This window comes from Colwellia asteriadis, assembly GCF_039523295.1.
Lineage (GTDB): Bacteria > Pseudomonadota > Gammaproteobacteria > Enterobacterales > Alteromonadaceae > Colwellia > Colwellia asteriadis.
The window spans coordinates 15,188-33,593 of sequence record NZ_BAAAFA010000014.1 but is presented as its reverse complement, the minus strand read 5'-3'; the positions used below and the strand labels follow the sequence as shown (position 1 = coordinate 33,593).

12 protein-coding genes are annotated in these 18,406 nt (G+C 38.6%); 7 read left to right on the top strand and 5 right to left on the bottom strand.

The features are described 5' to 3' along the window. Window positions 1-66 precede the first annotated feature (66 nt). Entirely contained in the window at window positions 67-798 is a 732-nt protein-coding gene (locus ABD005_RS17095) for a YebC/PmpR family DNA-binding transcriptional regulator (protein WP_343818947.1), read from the bottom strand. 144 nt (window positions 799-942) lie between these two features. Between ABD005_RS17095 and ABD005_RS17090 the strand changes: the two genes are divergently transcribed. The 6 genes from ABD005_RS17090 to ggt all read left to right on the top strand — a co-directional run bounded on the left by ABD005_RS17090 (window position 943) and on the right by ggt (window position 5,741). Next, a complete protein-coding gene (locus ABD005_RS17090; RefSeq protein WP_215980933.1) occupies window positions 943-1,167 on the top strand; it encodes a DUF4177 domain-containing protein in 225 nt (74 codons plus the stop codon). Continuing rightward, window positions 1,160-1,390, top strand: a complete 231-nt coding sequence (yidD, locus tag ABD005_RS17085; protein ID WP_343818944.1) for a membrane protein insertion efficiency factor YidD — start codon at window positions 1,160-1,162, stop codon at window positions 1,388-1,390. Before ABD005_RS17090 ends, yidD begins: the two co-directional genes overlap by 8 nt. 57 nt (window positions 1,391-1,447) lie before the next feature. Beyond that, window positions 1,448-1,828, top strand: a complete 381-nt coding sequence (locus ABD005_RS17080) for a TM2 domain-containing protein (RefSeq protein ID WP_215980935.1) — start codon at window positions 1,448-1,450, stop codon at window positions 1,826-1,828. Between the two features lie 56 nt (window positions 1,829-1,884). Next, complete coding sequence (locus tag ABD005_RS17075) at window positions 1,885-2,949, top strand: phospholipase effector Tle1 domain-containing protein (protein ID WP_343818943.1); 1,065 nt, start codon at window positions 1,885-1,887, stop codon at window positions 2,947-2,949. A 97-nt stretch (window positions 2,950-3,046) separates the two neighbouring features. Further along, entirely contained in the window at window positions 3,047-3,880 is an 834-nt protein-coding gene (locus tag ABD005_RS17070) for an N-formylglutamate amidohydrolase (RefSeq protein ID WP_343818942.1), read from the top strand. A gap of 67 nt (window positions 3,881-3,947) precedes the next feature. After that, complete coding sequence (gene ggt, locus ABD005_RS17065; RefSeq protein WP_343818941.1) at window positions 3,948-5,741, top strand: gamma-glutamyltransferase; 1,794 nt, start codon at window positions 3,948-3,950, stop codon at window positions 5,739-5,741. Between the two features lie 110 nt (window positions 5,742-5,851). Here the strand turns inward: ggt and ABD005_RS17060 are convergent, their stop codons facing one another. Next, window positions 5,852-8,023 (bottom strand): cation:dicarboxylate symporter family transporter, encoded by a 2,172-nt coding sequence (locus tag ABD005_RS17060; protein ID WP_343818940.1) that lies wholly within the window; start codon window positions 8,021-8,023, stop codon window positions 5,852-5,854. A 273-nt stretch (window positions 8,024-8,296) separates the two neighbouring features. On the opposite strand from ABD005_RS17060, the gene ABD005_RS17055 reads away from it, so the two are divergent. Continuing rightward, entirely contained in the window at window positions 8,297-8,968 is a 672-nt protein-coding gene (locus tag ABD005_RS17055; RefSeq protein WP_343818939.1) for an SGNH/GDSL hydrolase family protein, read from the top strand. A gap of 84 nt (window positions 8,969-9,052) precedes the next feature. Here ABD005_RS17055 and ABD005_RS17050 read toward each other — a convergent pair whose 3' ends face one another. From ABD005_RS17050 to ABD005_RS17040, 3 genes are all read right to left on the bottom strand, one after another. Beyond that, window positions 9,053-11,965, bottom strand: a complete 2,913-nt coding sequence (locus ABD005_RS17050) for an ankyrin repeat domain-containing protein (protein WP_343818938.1) — start codon at window positions 11,963-11,965, stop codon at window positions 9,053-9,055. Then, the gene (locus tag ABD005_RS17045) at window positions 11,956-15,000 is read right to left on the bottom strand and encodes an ankyrin repeat domain-containing protein (protein WP_343818936.1); all 3,045 of its coding nucleotides are present in this window, start codon (window positions 14,998-15,000) and stop codon (window positions 11,956-11,958) included. Before ABD005_RS17045 ends, ABD005_RS17050 begins: the two co-directional genes overlap by 10 nt. A gap of 364 nt (window positions 15,001-15,364) precedes the next feature. Further along, window positions 15,365-18,157, bottom strand: a complete 2,793-nt coding sequence (locus ABD005_RS17040) for a M16 family metallopeptidase (protein WP_215980943.1) — start codon at window positions 18,155-18,157, stop codon at window positions 15,365-15,367. Between the last annotated feature and the right edge of the window lie 249 nt (window positions 18,158-18,406).

The window sequence follows — 18,406 nt, the reverse complement described above, 5'->3', positions numbered from 1 at the left end:
TTGATAGCTGCTTTTTTATGGAAGTTTGTGACCCGTCCTGAATAAGTACTTACTGAATAAGAAAGCTTAAGCTTCCTCTTTTACTTCAGCGTTGTGATAAACGTTTTGTACATCATCGCAATCATCAAGCATGGCAATAAACTTCTCAAAGTTGGCTAAGTCTTCTTCACCTTCAATATCAACATAGGTTTGTGGCACCCAGGTAATTTCTTCAACTTCTAATTCGTACTCAGGCATTGAGTTAGCAAACTCGGTTTTGATTTTGAAAAACTCAGTATGTGGAGCGTAAACAGTAATAATGCCATCTTCTAGTGCAACATCGGTAACATCAATATCTGCCATCATTAAAGTTTCTAAAACGGCTTCGTCATCTTCACCTTTAAAAGCAAAAATAGCTTGGTGATCAAACATATGCGATACAGTACCAGAAGAGCCAATTTTTGAGTTAGTTTTAGTAAAACATTGACGAACATCTTTAATGGTACGGTTACCGTTATCGGTTAAACAGTCAATAATAACCATACAGTTGCCAGGGCCAAAGCCTTCATAACGGGCTTCTGCGTAGTCTTCACCGCCAGCACCAGATGCCTTTTTTATCGCATTATCAATTACATGAGTAGGTACTTGATCTTTTTTAGCGCGATCAATTAAACCCCTCAATGCTAAATTTCCATCAGGGTCTAAGCCATTGTTTTTGGCGCATACATAGATGGCTTTACCATATTTAGAATAAACTTTAGTTTTGGCTCCGGCTGTTTTAGCCATTGATAATTTTCGGTTTTGGTAAGCTCTACCCATGATTAATCGTTCTCGTATTGGTAATAATAGAATTCGGTAAATTCTACCAGTGACAGGACGGTAAATAAAGTGCTTGCTATTTATGGGCAGCTTTTATATTTTGGGAAGCAGTAACAACGCTTTAATCAATAGTAAGGAAGCTCTATGGCACAATACGATGAATATAAGGTTATTTATGTCACTGAAGGGGGCTGCGGTACTTTATTACTAGGCTCAAGCGGCTTACCACTTAAACGTTTGGAGTCGACATTAAATCAAGAGGCTGCTAATGGTTGGCAATTGGTTTTTCAAGTAATAGAACAAAAACGCTTTTGGCTTTTTTGGTCTCGAGAAGCCGTTATTTTAACACTGGGTAAATCTCGTGATTAAAACGGCCTTGCTGAAATCTATTCGTTATTATCAAAAAACTGGTGGCTCAGAGCGCCACTTCGCTTTATCGTGTAACTTTTCTCCAACATGCTCAGAATATACTTATCAAGCGGTTGAACGCTTCGGCTTTTTTAAAGGCGTTAGACTTGGCATTGGCAGAATTTGTCGTTGTAACGATAAAGACTGCATTGAGGTTATTTCTGATGAGATCCCAACGCAGTAAATGTTTTATCAAATACATTCATAAAGTTAAGTAGTAATAATTATAAGGATATAAGTTATGACTAACGTATTATTAAAGTTAGAAGAAAACCGCTTAAGAGAGCAAATTTCTCGCCTAAACCTTGAACAAAAACGTCATTATTACAATTTAGAAGTTGAAAACCTTAAAGACCCTGACACTTATGCGGCACTAAACTGGTTGTTTGTTGCAGGACTACACCATTTTTATTTAGGGAAGTGGAAGCGGGGCGCAATCAATCTAGGTTTAATGTTACTCGGTTGTGTTTTTATTCTAACAGGGTCGTTTATAGCTGCGGGAATTGCATTAGTATTACTTACTTTTATTATTGAACTACCGCAACTGTTTAAGAGTCAAAGTATTATTCACGCTTATAACAATCGTTTAATGGAAGAGCTATTAGAGCAGGTTGACAATTAACAGATAAAATTAGTTGTTATGGATTAGCTTTACGTAGCTTTAACTTCAAGGATGATATGAAAAATTTAATTTTTTGCTTTGATGGTACCAGTAATAGCCCCGAAGATATTGTCGATAATAATCGCGATGAAAGCATAACTAATGTTTTGAAGTTGCATTTGTTTTTTGGTGGGCAACTGCCAACTAAGCATACACACTCTGAGCTACTATCTCACCAACAAAGCTTTTATTACAGCGGTATTGGTACCCGAGGCAGCTGGTTCAAACGATTGCTTAATAGTGCTTTTGCCCCACCCTATGGTGAAATGGAAGATATTCTGGCACAAGCAAAGTCTGATTTAATTAAGCATTACCAAGACGGCGATAATATTTATATCTTTGGTTTTAGTCGCGGTGCTGCAATAGCACGTATATTTACTTCTCAGCTTTCTTTGCCTGTTAAGTTTGTTGGCGTTTTTGATACTGTTGCAGCAACGCGAGGTTCGTTGGACTTAAACCCTAAAACTTTTCCTGCCAGTGGTATTGTTTTTGAAAATGATGTGTTGGGGCAGCATGTTGAAAAAGCGGTACATTTAGTAGCTATTGATGAGCAGCGCTTAGTTTTTCAACCAACATTATTTAATAAAGACTCACGCATTAAAGAGGTATGGTTTTCAGGCGTTCATAGTGATATTGGTGGCGGCTATCAGCAAGATGGTCTGTCAGATATATGCTTGAAGTTCATGCTTGAGGAGATAAAAGACCAACTTATTATTTTACCTATAACCGCATTTAATGATCACACCCTTATTTTTAATAATGAACGCTTTTTAATTACGTCTGAGAAATTAGAAATAAAACCCGATGCGTTAGATATACTTCATTATCAAACGTTGCAAAGCAAGAAAAGCTTCTTAAGGGCACCTCGTCTTATTCGGGTGAATGTTAATGAAGCTGCATCACCCTTCTTACCGCTTGTACATTACAGCGTTATTGAACGTATTCGCACCGATCAATTTTATCGTCCAGAAGCATTACAAAATAAGCATTATAATGTACTCAATAATAAAGGAAATTTAAGTGAGATAGGTTTTTCTTTTATGGATGACAGCACAGTAGAGAAGGGGCTTAAGCAAGGGTAAATAAATCCTTTCCTACACGGAATGTGATAAATACTTAATTACTTGATAAACAAGTTGTATGATGTCTTTTATGTTATTTCTGTTAAGGCCTTAACTTATGCAACAACAATTATCAGAACTCGAAATTATAGAACATATTAATAACCGTCAATGCTTTACCGCGACTATCATCGGCGGTGCTTTTACATTAAAAATAGCTGAATACTTACCAGCAATGTCAGCTGCGATTCATGATGGCGGTAACCTTAGAGCGTCATTAAGTGAAAATTGTTTACTTGACCAAACATCACGCTATTACGAAGAAGACCCCTATACTGGTAGCTTTATTCAAGAACAAACCATCACACTAATTGCCCATGATTCACGTTATGAATATGACTTAAACCGTAATACACAAGAGTGTGTCTATGAAACGGCTTGGGGAAAAGATATTTGGCAAACACCATTAACAAGTGAAGAGGTTAATGAAAGCAAAGCAAAACATGCACAATTTTATCGTATTGTGGCAGCGATTGTTGAAGCACTTGTTGAAGACTTTGGTCAATGTATTGTTTATGACAACCACTCGTATAACTATAAAAGACATGAACGCCAAGATTTACCTGTGTTTAATTTAGGTACAAGCTCCGTCAAAAGCGATAAGTGGCGACCGGTCATTGAACGCTGGTTACATGATTTACAAAGTATGCAAGTCGACGGTATTGACGTTACAGCCGCTGAAAATGACATTTTCTATGGTAAAGGCTATTTAGCGGGCTTTTGTCATGGTAAGTATGACAATGTGTTAGTACTGGCAACAGAAACTAAAAAAGTTTTTATGGATGAATTAACTGGCGCTCCAGATAGTGTGGTACTACCGTCATTGCAAACGCAATACAATAATACAGTCGCTAAACATACGCAGTGGTATATTAGCGAATTTAAAAACTAGTTTATTCACAATATAGTCAAGACATTAAACGACAAAAATAATAACCATCAACCAGTAGAGTAAATTCATGTTCTCTTTTGCGTCACCTAAAATACCCCATTTATTAGCTAGCAGCATTATAGCTAGCCTAGCCCTTATACCTGAGCAAGTGAATGCCCAAAACCCTTCTGTAATTCCAACCGTAACTGCTACACAAATAAATGAGCAAAAAAGTATTGTTAATTATTACGATATTCATCACCCTGTGATTGGCCGTAAAGGTATGGTGGTGAGTCAAAGCGATTTAGCAAGTAAGGTTGGTGCCGATATATTGCAGCAAGGAGGCAATGCAATAGACGCTGCCGTCGCAGTTGGCTTTGCATTAGCTGTAGTGCTACCTCGAGCAGGTAACTTAGCTGGTGGTGGTTTTATGTTGGTGCACTTAGCCAAAGACGACAAAACTATTGCAATTAACTATCGAGAAGAAGCACCAGAAGCAGCTCATAGAAACCTATTTTTAAATGAATTAGGAGAAGTTGACACCGATAAAACCTTACAAAGCTTATCTGCATCAGGTATTCCAGGAACGGTTGCTGGCTTGGCTCATGCATTAGATAAATATGGCACTATGTCTTTAGCACAAGTTATTGCTCCTGCTATTGAACTAGCTACTTCTGGCTTTGCTGTCACTGATGACATGCTTTATATTATTGAGAAAGAGCTTGATAATTTAAGACGTAATGCAGAAAGCTGTCGCGTATTTTTCAAAAAAGACTGCCAATTATATCAAGTTGGCGAGCTATTCAAGCAGCCTGATTTAGCCAATACGTTAACTTACATTGCTAAGCATGGCGCTAAGGGCTTTTATCAAGGAGATATTGCAACCAAAATAGTGACTGAGATGCAAACCGGTAATGGCTTAATTACTCTGAAAGATTTAGCTAATTACCGTGTTGAGGAAATGCAGCCCCTTACAGGAACTTTTAATGGTTATGATATTGTCACTATGCCACCACCAAGCTCTGGTGGTGTGCACTTATTACAAATGCTTAATATGCTAGAGCAGCTGCCCATACAGGCGTTAAGCCAGGGGAGTGCTTCTATGATGCACTTACAAGCAGAAGTATTTAAACGCGCTTATGCCGATAGAAGTATGCACTTAGGTGATCCAGACTTTGTTCGAGTACCAACACAAGGCCTAATTAGTAAAAGCTATGCTAAAAAGCTTGCACAAGGTATATCGCTTGAGCGCGTAACCCCGTCAGCAGAAATATCATCAGGACAGCCAAGTTTACATGAAAGCCCTGATACCACTCATTTTTCAGTGATGGACAAAGCGGGTAATGTTGTTAGCAATACATACACTCTTAATCATTATTTTGGCAGTGGTATAACGATTCCAGGAACCGGCTTTGTCATGAACAATACCATGGATGACTTTTCCGCTAAGCCAGGTACTGCTAACAGTTACGGTTTAGTTGGCGGCGAAGCAAATGCTGTAGCAGCACGCAAGCAACCTTTAAGCTCTATGACGCCGACTATTGTCTTTAAAAATAATGAGCCTTATATTGCCACAGGTACGCCAGGGGGAAGTAAAATTATTACCGCAGTTTTCCAGCAGCTAGTGAATGTTTTACTGTTTGATATGAATATTAGTGAAGCGACTAATGCCCCACGTATTCACCATCAGTGGTTACCCGAGCGTTTGCTGGTTGAGCAAGATATTGCTGCAGACTCGATAACGTTACTTAAAATATTAGGGTATAACGTGGTTGAGTCTAAATCTTTGGGCAGTTTACAAGCAATTATGCTAAGAGATGGCGTTTATTTTGGGGCCGCTGATCCGCGTAGACCAAATGCTAAAGCGGTTGCGGTTAATTAGAAACAAGTAATACAGCGTTTACATTGTAAGCTAAGCTTATTTTAGCTTAGCCTATTTTACGACACATAATAATCTTACTAGTTAAGGCATTATGTGTCGTCTATTCAGTCTTAAAACCAGCCTAGTACATCGTGCATAATAGACCAGCGAGGTTGTATAGCTTGTGGGTTTTCTCCCAGTATCCAGTGGTTATAAACCTCTTGTGCAAAGCCATTTTCTTTTTTAAGTTTCAGCCATGTGTTAATAAATTGCACATAATCTAGTTGCCCTTTAGGTAGTACAAAGCCAACAGGAGCTCTTAAGCTTACCCCTTTAGGAATAATGGCAGAGTAATTAGGGTATAGCATTGCCCATGCTGATGCCGCCTCGGTTGAAAACACTAACGCATCGACCTCAGGATATTTACCCCTAAGAAAGCCACGGACGTTATCTTTGCCTATTTCGGTTAACGTTGCATTAGGAAAGTGCTCTTTTACCATATCTTGATAATACTTGGTACTACCAACACCTAAATGTAAATTGGGCATCTCTTTCATTGCGCTGAGCTCTGAAAACTCATCACGCCTTGAGTCACTTAGTAATAGCCCCGCGGTATGGTAGGTATAAGAGTCTGAAAAAGCGACATTAAGTGCACGCATTGGCGTTATAACATGGCCGCCAATGCTCATATCAATACTGCCATTACTGAGTAACTCAGCTTCATCTTCACGGTCGGTTATATTGTACAGCGCAATGGTGATTTCAAGATCAGCTGCTAGTTCATTTAGCATCTCCACATCAAAACCCACCATACGATTTTCATTATTACGAAACACATAAGGTAGGCTCGCATCGTAATAGCCTACACGTAGTATTTTTCGCTCCATAATAACTTCCAAGCGAGGTAGTTTTTGTTCATCTTCGTATAATGGGGTTAGCTCAGAAGGTCGTTCAATTTTAACCGGTTGCTTCATTGGCACCATAGTTTCAAAAGTTTTTACACCTTCATATTTGTATGGAATTAAAGAGCTTAAGGTAATACCTGTCGCTACCATAACACCAAAAGTAACCGCTAAATGTACGCCAATTGCTTGCATTAAACGGTGCCAGCGTAGTTTTTTGATCACGGCAGAGGCAACAAGTAGCGTTACGACAAAGCCATGTAAAGCAGCTAAGCCTGTAGCGAATCTAGCGGTGACAACACTACCGAGTAAATACAGTTGAAATTGGTCTGCGGGTAAATCAAAAAAATCTAATAAGAATGGGATGGCAACGGCCATACTACCAAAGGCAGTTAAAGCGCCCATCACGACAAAAGAAATATAGTCATTAAAGGCGAGAGGTGAGCCAACATACCAAGCCGAGAATAGAATAAAACCTAAGCCTAATAAGGTACCTGTACTAGGAAAGCTGTAGGCGGTTGGCACCAATACATCAACAGTTGAGTCGGTTTCCTCGCATTGCATGTTATGTTCAGCGAGTAAGGCTTTACTGCGCTCAATTATCATCGGCAGAACAACCAAAACAGTACCTGTGGCGGTTGCGGTTATTACCGCTTCACCAGCGGTTGACATAATTTGACGGTATGAAAACGGTGTCGCCCAATGAATAAGTAAAGGTAAAAATACTAAAGCGAGCAAGGCAGCTGCGATGATATAGACCCATAAAAATACCTGTAGACGACCTAATTCTTCAACGGCTAACGTACCTGCTGCAGAGGCTGATATGGCAAAAATACCTAATGGGGCTAATTTAGCCACATAGGATGCGACTTTCATTAAGCTATCACCAATGTTGGTGGTTAGTGTTAGAAAGGTTTCCTTATTTTTGACCTGTATTAAGGCTACCCCCATAAGTAGTGAAAATAACACTACTGCTGGGACTATAGTTCCAGAAAGTGATGCAAAAATATTACTCGGAATATATAACTCTACAAAGTTAAACTGGCTCGGCTCAGCAACCATGCTTGAGCTGAAAAAACCTGCTGTTTGCCAGTTAGGGTAGGCAAGTGGTAATAATAGTAATGTTGCCATTACTGATAACCACATGATAAGAATAACTTTAACCGCTCTCATACCAATACGGCTAGCCATATTACTGTCTAAGCGTCCTAAACCACCAATAATAGAAACTAGCACATAAGGTAAAACAGTCATTTGTAGTAAACGAATATACACGTTACCAATAACTTCAAGCTGACCCGCAGGCTCGCCGACAAAAATCCCAGTAAATATACCTAAACATAAGGCAATAATAACGCGCTGAAAAGGACTCAGTTTTTTATAAATTTTTACGATTGGCATTTGCTCTCCGTGATCGTAGTAAAGCTAGCATTTAAGGTAGGTTACCAATACTGTATTTAGTAGTATTAAGGAATATTAATGCTATTTTAAGCTGTTATTAATAAAAGATAACAGCGCAGGATAAAATATCGCCATATGGTACTTAACAATAAAGAAAAAATAAAGTAACCATAGTCGCAATTATGTGTACATTTATGTTGAGTTAATAATGTCGTTACATTGCAGCTCTTTTTATCGATAATTAATGTGTCATTGAAAAAATGAGGTAAACGAGTGACGATAAATATTTTATGCTTTGGTGACTCTAATACCTGGGGAACTTCACCCAGTGGTGAGCGTTATAATAAAACTCAACGTTGGAGTGGTAGATTAGCGCAGTTGTTATCTGAAGTAGCAACAGTGATTGAAGCAGGGCAGCCTAACCGTACTTTAGTTCACAACTTTCCTTTTGCTGGTGATAAGTCAGGTATAAGCTACCTAAGGCCTTATCTTCAAGAGTATAAACCCGAGTTAGTACTGATTATGTTAGGCACCAATGACTTAAAAAATCGCTTTGCGTTAACCGTTGAGGACGTTGCGCTTGCAATGCAAAGTTTAACAGAGCAAGTACTTAATTTTTCGGTTGGTAAGGGAGCAGAACAAAATACTACAGGTAAAGTGATGATTATTGCACCACCGCCTTTGTATGAAGTTGGCTCGTATATTAATATTTACCAGAACGGTGCCAAAAAATCGCAGCAATTAGCACCACGTTACGCGCAGGTTGCTAAAAAACTAGGTTGCTATTTTTTTGATGCGGGTAGTGTTGTACAAACTTGTGCTGATGAAGGAGTTCATTGGCAAGTTAATCAGCACCAATTATTAGCACAAGCGCTATCAAGAGAAATCATTAATATTTTTGCCCCACAATCACCACTTGTCGCTAAAAGCCTTAACCATAGTTAGCTATGGATAAGGCTTTAGCTTACTCAATTACAGGGTAGCTTAAGAGTTTAAATGACAATTTAGTTTCAATATTAGTTGTAAGACTTACTTACCTAAGCGCTTATTTAATATATCAATATCAGGCTGTGAAAAGGTTAGCCCTAATTCTTGCCTCTTATATGCACGAATAAGCCGCCTAGTTGCTAATATATCTCCATTTTTAGACGCTTCGCGAAACCAGCTAAGTGCTTTTTTCGTATCTTTTTTGATAGATAAACCATAACCAAAATCGTACATAACAGCTAAAATACGTTGGCTTTCGGCGTGATTTTTCGCTGCGGCCATTTTGCGATAGGTATAGTGCTCAGTCACTTTGTTGTTGTCTTGATAATATTTTGCCAAGGTTGCCATCGCATCAACATTGTTAAGCGCAATAGCTTCTTTTAATAAGGCGACTCCACGAACCGCATCTTGTGGTGTACCAATAGCAAGGATATAAGCTCGTCCTAAACGCGCTTTTGCACCTCCTTGCCAGTGCTCATTTTTGGCAGCCGCTACAGCACTCATTGCAAATTGAAATGATAACTGTGGTTTATTTTTTTCTTCATAATGATAAGACAAAAAAGCATGGGCACCGGCATGCTGTTTTACTTTAAGGTAGTCAAACAGCGCTAAGGCTTTTTTGGTTGAGCGCTTTTGCACTTGTCCAAAATAAAGCTGGTAAGCCAGTTGATAGTTTTCTTCATCGGTTCGACTTTTAATTGCCTCATCAGATAAATCCGCAGCAACGACCACAGGTGGGCCACCCAGTGAGAACTGATGTGCCGTTAAATTGCGGGTTAATTTTTTAGCTTTACCTGCAACAGGCCAAATATGTGCTTGATAGGTATTAATGCTAATTCGCCCGTTACCAAAGCGATCAATATTTAATAACCCTAAATTTCCACTCTTATTTTGTACAAAGTAGTAAGCGGCAGGCTTGCCTTTGAGGGCGCTTAGTACTTCGTCACTAAGTGACTGCATTTCTTTAGCGCTAGGTACGCGCCAGTCATTACGTTGGCAGTACTTTATATCATTTAGGCGTTTAATCACCGCACTTAGGCTACAAGCTTCGTATTGACAATTGTCAGGTTCATTTAGCGTGACTTTGCTCTTCCAGCTAAATAATGAATCACCTGTGGCCTCTTTATTTAGCCAAGTCAGTTGAGACTTACTATCTACTATGCAATCTTTAGGTTTAGCATGTAGGCGCTGGCTTATATCTACGTTCATTTGCTGTGCTAAGTAATTAGCAATGTCAGTCAGTTTTAGTGAAATAGCCCAGTCTAATGCGGTTAAATCATTGCGATCTTTTGCTGCTATATCGGCCCCTTTACTGGTGAGTTGTTTAACCAGAGAAAAGTTAGCTAAACTCACAGCAAGGTGTAATAGAGATTGCTCTTGGTAGCCGTAACGTTTAAGGTAAATTGGCATTTCAGCGCGAGTTAAAAGCTCCTTAATAAGCGCATCATTTTCTATTTCTATTGCAGTATATAAACTGGTATAGGCAAAGTTCTGCTCTTGCATATTAACATCGCTTTCAATTAACTGCTGCGCTAGTTCAATTTGTTCTTTACTGATTAAATAAGTAAGCAAGGAACTGCCGTTAATGGTTATTTCCGAGTTCAGTTGCGATATATTGTTTAAATATTCCGCTAAGTTAACGGTGTCAATCACAGTTTTCATTACCGCTGCATCATTTATAAGAGAGCTATTAATGATTAAGGGGATAAGGCGTTTAAGGTTCTTTTGCGTAGATGTCGATGGTAATAAAAGTAATGCGAGTTCTTTTGCTTTATCATAGCTTCCTTGAATGAGAAAACCTTCTAAAAAATCAAGTTGCGAATTAATACTCAATTCTTTGATATCACGAACTCCGAGGTGTTCAATAAAAAAGCCTGCTTTAGTCGCCTCTAAAAATAAAGGTGCTGCTTTTGCTTTAAAGGTTTTAATGCGCTTTTCAGTGTCGCTTGCATCATTACCATTATAGGTGCTCTCAGCAGTGCTATATAGTAGGTCAATAATCAGCTCTTTATAAGCGCGAACATTATGAAATTGTTTTGCGTAGCCATACCTAATTTCATAACTCTGGCCGCCGAGCCTATAACTCTGGCCGCCGAGCATATCATCAAATAAATTTAATAATGCAGACTGCGCCTCTTTATCGCCAAGCTTAGCTGCGCGTTCAAGTAATGATTTTTTTTGCAAGAACCTATCATCACCGGATAGCTCTGGGTAGAATTTTCTCATATTATCGGCAACGTAAAATATTGCCGGAGAATAATCTGTGTTTGATAACACCTTGATTGTTTGATACGCCTTTTCTTTGGCAATATCGATGTATGGGCCGCTGATGTTACGTAAAAACTTTATATCGAAAAGCGCGAGCATAAATTTCACGTAAGCTGTATTTTCTACGTCGTAATAGTGATGAAATTGCGCTTTAAATATAGCGACTTCAGAGGTAAAGGGATCTCCATCCTCAGAACCTAAATCATCACCAATGTCAGATAGTAAACTCCTCATTTGGTACTCTGAGTAATGGATACTTCCCGGCTCACTGAATAACCTAAACCGTAAAACTAAGTCAGGAAAGTAATTATAATTTTGACGAGAGCGAGGTAGTGGGGAATTACTCCCTAGAGATTTTAGCTTGTTGTAATTCAGTAAGTATTGCCAAGTATCTTTTAGCTCAGCAGGAGATTGTTTATAACCACGCAAAATAGCATCACGAGATAAACCGCCTTGCTCATAAAGATACTCAATTAAGTCTATTTTTTGGTGTGAAATTGCCGCGTTAAGTAATGCTGAGTTTTCATCTGCTACCAAAACTTCACGTTTTTCAATTTCACTGATAACAGCTGGTAATGACTGCTGTGCAATAATATCTTGCCATGCAGCGGTATCTAAATCGTCACTTTTCCCACAGCCAAAAAGTAAGCAGGTAAAAATTGCTCCAATAATAAATCTTAATGACATTGGTCACCTCCGTGTAACGCAAGTACTTTTTTTATTTTCCGATTGTAAGTTTTTTGGTAAGCCGTTTTACCTTGTTTATCCTTTATGCAGGCAGGATAACCATTGCTAAGCATCCATTCAGTTATTTCGCTCGACCGGGTAGCTAAAAATAATAATGGCTGGTTTTGGTAATTAACATTCAGTTTTGCCCCGCGACTAACCGCATATTTTAGTAGCTCTATATTCGATGACTTTATAATGTGAGCAATAGGGGGCTGTTTTATATTGGCGGCATCATTAATATCAATGCCGTTATCGAGTAAAAAACCGAGTACTTGAGGAGGGAAGTTAGCTGTGGTTTCTATTAATCTATTATTCGTTTTAACGTCTGAACTCACTTTAAAGCCTTTGCTTTTAAACTGTTGGAACATAGAAATGATCCGCTTATGGTCGCTTCTTTCTTTACGTGGAAACCCGCTAAGGTAAGCTTGGTAAACTGAAACATTATCCGATACTGTCTTGGTATTAACCGCTAACTTGTCTAGCTTAGCTAAACACTCAGGGGTCATAGCGGCATTAACTGAGCTTTCAAATAGCGTTTTTCCATCGACGGTTTTAATGTCTTTTGGCAGTCCATGATTAAGGTATTGCACTAACTCTTTACATGAGAAATACACTCCTTGAGGAAGCTCAGCCAGCTCATTTATTCGAAAGCCATTTTTTTGGTAAATATTGAGTAAATCTTCTGCAGAGCCTGAAGTGTTTGAGCTAAATAAGTAATTATATAGCGCCCAATTATTAACGTAACCAGTAAAGTTAGGGTGCTCCGCTATTGCTGAGAACGCTATTGCTCGAACGTTAAGGTTAGCTTCATACGAAAAACTCTTAAGTAAGTTATGTATCGTCTCAGTCGAGTATGGGTAAGCGTGAAGTGCTTGCTTAAATGGGGAAACCTCAGCGCTCCTTACAAGGTTTTTTGCTGCCTGCCATAAATTATCTTTAGCTGTGGACTTTCTATAAGTGGAGTTATAGTTCGGCTCGAACTGGCGTATATAAGGCAAAAATAATGTTGCAGCGGTGCTATCTTCTTCAACGTGCTTTTTTACTAGGGTCAGTAATGATTCATTGGCAGAATTCTTAATAAGTAAGCTATTAATGGTTTGCGCATCGATATAATTAAGTAAATAAAAGTAAGAGCGCGACTCAAGTGAGTTGAATAGTAATGCTCGCTGTGACGCGGGAGATAATAAATGCTCTGCTTTTTCAATATTATCCCAGTTAATGCTGTTGTTCGCTAAAGTGCTATCTAATGCTGCTACCGGGCACTTAAGTGTGTTATTGGTGAGTGTTTTTTGTGCAGCAGTGAAAGTGTCGCTGTCTTGAACGGTAATTAGCAATTGACAAACTTTCGCCTGAAACCACGAGTCACCGACAAACATTGCGCTAAGGGGATTGTGACGAGTTATCAACATTTTGAAGTTGGCTTGTTGTTCTTGTTCATTACCTTGAATATGTACTGCTATTAAGTCGCGTAATTGAATATCGCTAACCCCCATAAGTAAAAATAGCTGGCTATGGTGGCTTAGCTGATAAAACATATCTTTGTGTACTAATGCTTTAAATAATGTATCGTTGTCTAAAGTAATCACGCCATCAGCAGCTAAACTTGCTAAGGAAAATAAGTTGTTGTTGATTAGCTTTTTATATACCCAGACTTGTTGATTAGCGGTTAAGTTATTCACTTGCGACCAAGCTTTACTATGCACATCACTATTTAAGGTTAATGAAAAAATACAGACGATCGCGCTGTCGTTTAACGTAGTAAAGTCGATTGCCTCTAAAAAATAGTTGGCTTTAATAGGTTCAGATCTTTTACATTCGCTTTGTAGCATTTCATTGGCAAAGCTGGTTACTTGTTCTGCCATAAAACCGTTATACCAGGATAGTGGGGCGGCGGTGATTTGTAACAAAGTCCATAGCTTTCTTTTTGCTTCAAGTAAATATACTTTATCAGTAGTGAACAGCTTTTTTACTAAAATTTGGTGATCAACACTTACTGCCCAAGAAAATAAGTGTTGTATCGCGGCATCACTTAATAGATTAATATCAATATTTTCGATTACCTTCTCAGGGTAGGGGTAGCCTAAATGAAGCGCTAAGATAAACTGGTTTAGTGGCTCAATATTGCCATCAATAACGGTTGGCAGGGAAGCATCTAAATCTTTCAATTTGGGCTGCAAGCTTAAAGCCGTATTGATATTTTCTAGCTCTTTAGGTGTTAACTGTAAAACATTAAGCGTTGCTAAATGCTTTAGTAATTGCATATTCCTTTGTTGCGTCAGTGTTTCTTTTAAATTGGCTTGATGTTTGTTTTGCTCATACCACCATTTGGCAGCATTAAGGCTTAAATCATAACCCGTATTTTTTGTGATGCGTAGTAGCTTATTGTTTTTTTGAAATAAGCGCTTAAGCAATGCCATGCCCTCAAGCGTAAATAATTCACTTGCTTGATATAGCATCCAAGATAAATAAATATGATCCATACTATATGTTTCAAAGTCACTTCTTTCGACGGGCTTTATGCCAATTTTAAGGTGCTCAATGAAACTGTCGGTGAGTTTTTCGGGATGAGATGTTAAAAGTGTTAGTACAATATCTAACTTGATCACATCGCCGAGTGTAGAAAAGTCAACTTGTGCAAGTAAGTTGAGTGCTTTGTCAGTATTGTTATGCTTAAGTAGGTAGAGGCCTAAATCTATTGCAGCTGTATGGTTGAGCCAGCCAAGTTGCACCCAGCTATCTAATAAAGCGGTATCAAAACCTCGTGTTTGCAAACGTGCGTAAAGGCTCTGATCTTTATTCCAATCAAGTTTTTTACTATAGCCCCAATTAAAGCGCTCAATTAATTGCTCTTGAGAAAGGTAATTACCGGCATATGAAGGTGCTTTAGGGTTTTTACTTGTATGCTCAAGAGAAAAAGAGCTGCTATGCACATTAACGATATAGCTAATATAGCCAATACAGCAAAGGAGCACCTTTACCCAATAATTTTTCATGTTACTTCCCTAGTAAAATATTCCATTTTTTGAGCGGGGAGCTTAGCACTTTTCGCCGTAATTGCAATAGCTCTCAATAGTGATTACGGGGACTGTATTCATTACAACTAATTAAATTTATTAGGTAAATATTAATAGGGATCGCTTGTTTGGTTGTTTATTCTCGTAAGCGCTGTTAGTTCAATATAGTTTTGTGAACGGCTTCATTCACGTAATATTAGCGTTATGATTAACGCTTGATAGTTAATAGTGACTTAGCAGTAAAGAAGTAGGTAAAATATAAAAAAACCTTAGTACTTTCATACTAAGGTTTTTTATGGCGTTAACGTTATCACGCCGAGGGCTAAGCTAAATGAATAAAGTTTTACTGCTCTACTTTACTCATATCGCCTGCTTTAATAATAGAGAAGTCTTCAAGCTTGATGTATTTATTCATTACCTTATTAACATCTGCAGCGGTTAAGTTAGCTAAACGTGCTTCATAGGCTTTGTTCCACTGCATAGTGCGGTTAAGCGCTAATTGCGATCGTAATGTGCCAGCTAGCTCTTTATCTTGCGAGCGGCTTACGCGTTCACCCTGTAATAAACCTGATTTAGCATCGTTAACTTCTTCTTCTGTGAAGCCATCTTTTAACATGCGCGCCATTTCTTCTTTAAAGCCTAGCTCTACTTTAGCTAAGTTTTGTGGAGCACATATTGCGTATGCGCCCATGGCTGTTCTGTTATCGAATGAACTTGGGCTAATAAATGAGCCAGCGCCGTAACTTAAACCGTCTTTTTGACGTAGTCTTGTTGCTAAACGGCTATTTAAGAAGCCACCACCTAAGATGTAGTTACCAAGCTCTAATGCTGCAGCATCGTCGCTATTATCACCTAATGGCAAGGTGATCGCGGCGACAAAAGTGGCATTTTCTTTATCAGGAGTATTAAAGTTTTCATCTTTAACCGGCATTTTTTTATAAGGCGTTGCTAGTCGTTGGTATTGTTTTTTAGCATTCCAGTTACCAAATATTTCGCTTAACTGTGCATTAACACTTTGCTCATCAAAATCACCAACTACAGATATTTTAGCGGCATTAGCACCATAAAAAGCGTTATGGAAAGATTTAACATCGCTAATACTTAACTTCTCTAGTGCCGTTAAACTTTCTTCAAAAGAACCAACATAATTAGGGTGACCTTTGGCTACTTGGTTTTGCTTTTTAGAGTAAGCTCTAAATGCTAACTGTTGTGGGTCTTGCATACCTTGTTCAATATCAACTTTACGTGTTGCTTTAAATTGATCGAATTCAGCTTGGTCAAAACGTGGTGTTTTAAATACAGAGCTGGCTAAAGTAAGCACATCGCTTAAGTTAGTTTTGGTTGTGGTAATGCGAGCATATGCACCATTACCCCATGCCCCAAAAGAAACTTGAGCATTAAGTTTATCAAACTCATCTTTTAGCTCTTCACGTGTGTATTTTTTGGTGCCGCGCATTAACATGGCACCAACACTTTCGCTAACATTTGCTAAACTATGCAGGCTTTTCTCGTCACCTAAATCAATATTGATATTGACTGAAACTGACTCACCTCGGGTTTTCTTTGACAATAATGCCACTTGTGCACCGTTGGCTAAGGTAAAGCGTTTAGTACGGTTGTCAATATTGTCAAATGATGGTTCAAAGTTTTCACCTTGGGCTATTTGAGCTTTACCTTCATAACCATCAACCATCGCTGCAACACTCGCCACTTGTGGTATTTCAACGCGCTCAGGTTTGTCTGTTGGAATAAAGCGCCCAGTAGTACGGTTGTTACGCGTTAAATAGGTTTGAGCAACACGTTGTACATCTTCTGCCGTTACCGCTTCAATGCGATCGCGGTGTAAGAAATATAAACGCCAATCGCCCATGGCTAACCACTCACTTAAGGTTTTTGCGATAACCTCAGATGAGTTAAATGATAAGTTAATATTTTTAAGAATATTACGTTTAGCACGTTCTACTTCTTCGGCGGTAATGGCATTTTTTTCAATACTTTCTAAAACAGATAACATTTTGTCGCCAGTTTTATCAATATCAAAACTTTTATCTATTTGCGAAGCAAAAATCATGACTCCTGGCTCTTGCCATTGAAAGTTAAAACCAAATGCGCGACTGGCGAGTTTATTTTCAACAAGCTCTTTATGTAAGCGGCCACTTGGTGCTGAGCCTAATACTTGAGAAAGTACGTCAATAGCGGCGTAGTCAGGATGAGATCCCGCTGGAATATGATACATAGCGCCAAATAACTGCATGTCACCTACGCGACGAACCGTAACGCTTTTTTCACCGTCTTGTGCTGGCTCTTGTGTGTAAAGTGGTGCAATAACGCGATCTGGTTTAGGAATTACGCCAAAATAATTATTAATACGTTTTAGCATGTCATCGTTATCAAATTTACCAGCAACGATTAGTGTTGCATTGTCGGGCTGGTAATATTTACGATAAAAAGCCTGTAAGCGCTCAATGGGGACATTTTCTAAATCTGCTTTGGCACCTATGGTTGATTTACCGTAGTTATGCCAAGTGAAAGCTGATGCCATCATGCGTTGTAAGGTTACGCGAAATGGGTTGTTTTCGCCGCGTTCAAACTCATTGCGGACAACAGTCATCTCGCTATCTAAATCTTCCTTCGCAATAAATGAGTTAACCATACGGTCAGACTCCATGCTTAGTGCCCAATTAATGTTTTCATCGGTTGCTGCAAAGGTTTCAAAGTAGTTAGTTCTGTCAGTCCAAGTAGTACCGTTTGGGCGAGCGCCATGAGAGCTTAACTCTTTGGGAATGTCTTTATGTTTTGGCGTACCTTTAAAGACTAAATGTTCAAGTAAATGTGCCATACCGGTTTCACCGTAATTTTCATGTTTAGAGCCAACATGGTAGGTGACATTTACGGTAACTGTTTCTTTACTTTGGTCAGGAAAAAGTAAAACACGTAAACCATTGTCTAAATGGTATTCACGTATACCCTCTACTTCATTAATTACAGCTGAGCTTTTGTGTTGAGTGTTAGCGGTAACTGCATTATTAGTGTTTTTGCTGTTATCTGCTGTTGCGCAGGCCGTAAGTATAGGCAAGCTAGCAAATATAATGAGCGTGGTTATTTTATTTTTATTAAAGCGAGTAAACTTGAACATCTGTTCTCCTTGTGATGCTAAAAAGGTTAGTCAACGAAGTGAAACTGAAAACAACTATAGTTGAATAATTCCATAAAGTACTTATCTATAGTGCCAATATTCATAAGTATTTACAATTTTTTTACATTCCCTGTTGGGAATAAATAATAAATGCTAGTTGGTATGGTGCTTATATGTCAGCTACAAAGCCTAAAGGGGTTAGAAAAAGGCTGTATACCGAGCGAAGGGGTAATTAGTTATAGTAAATAA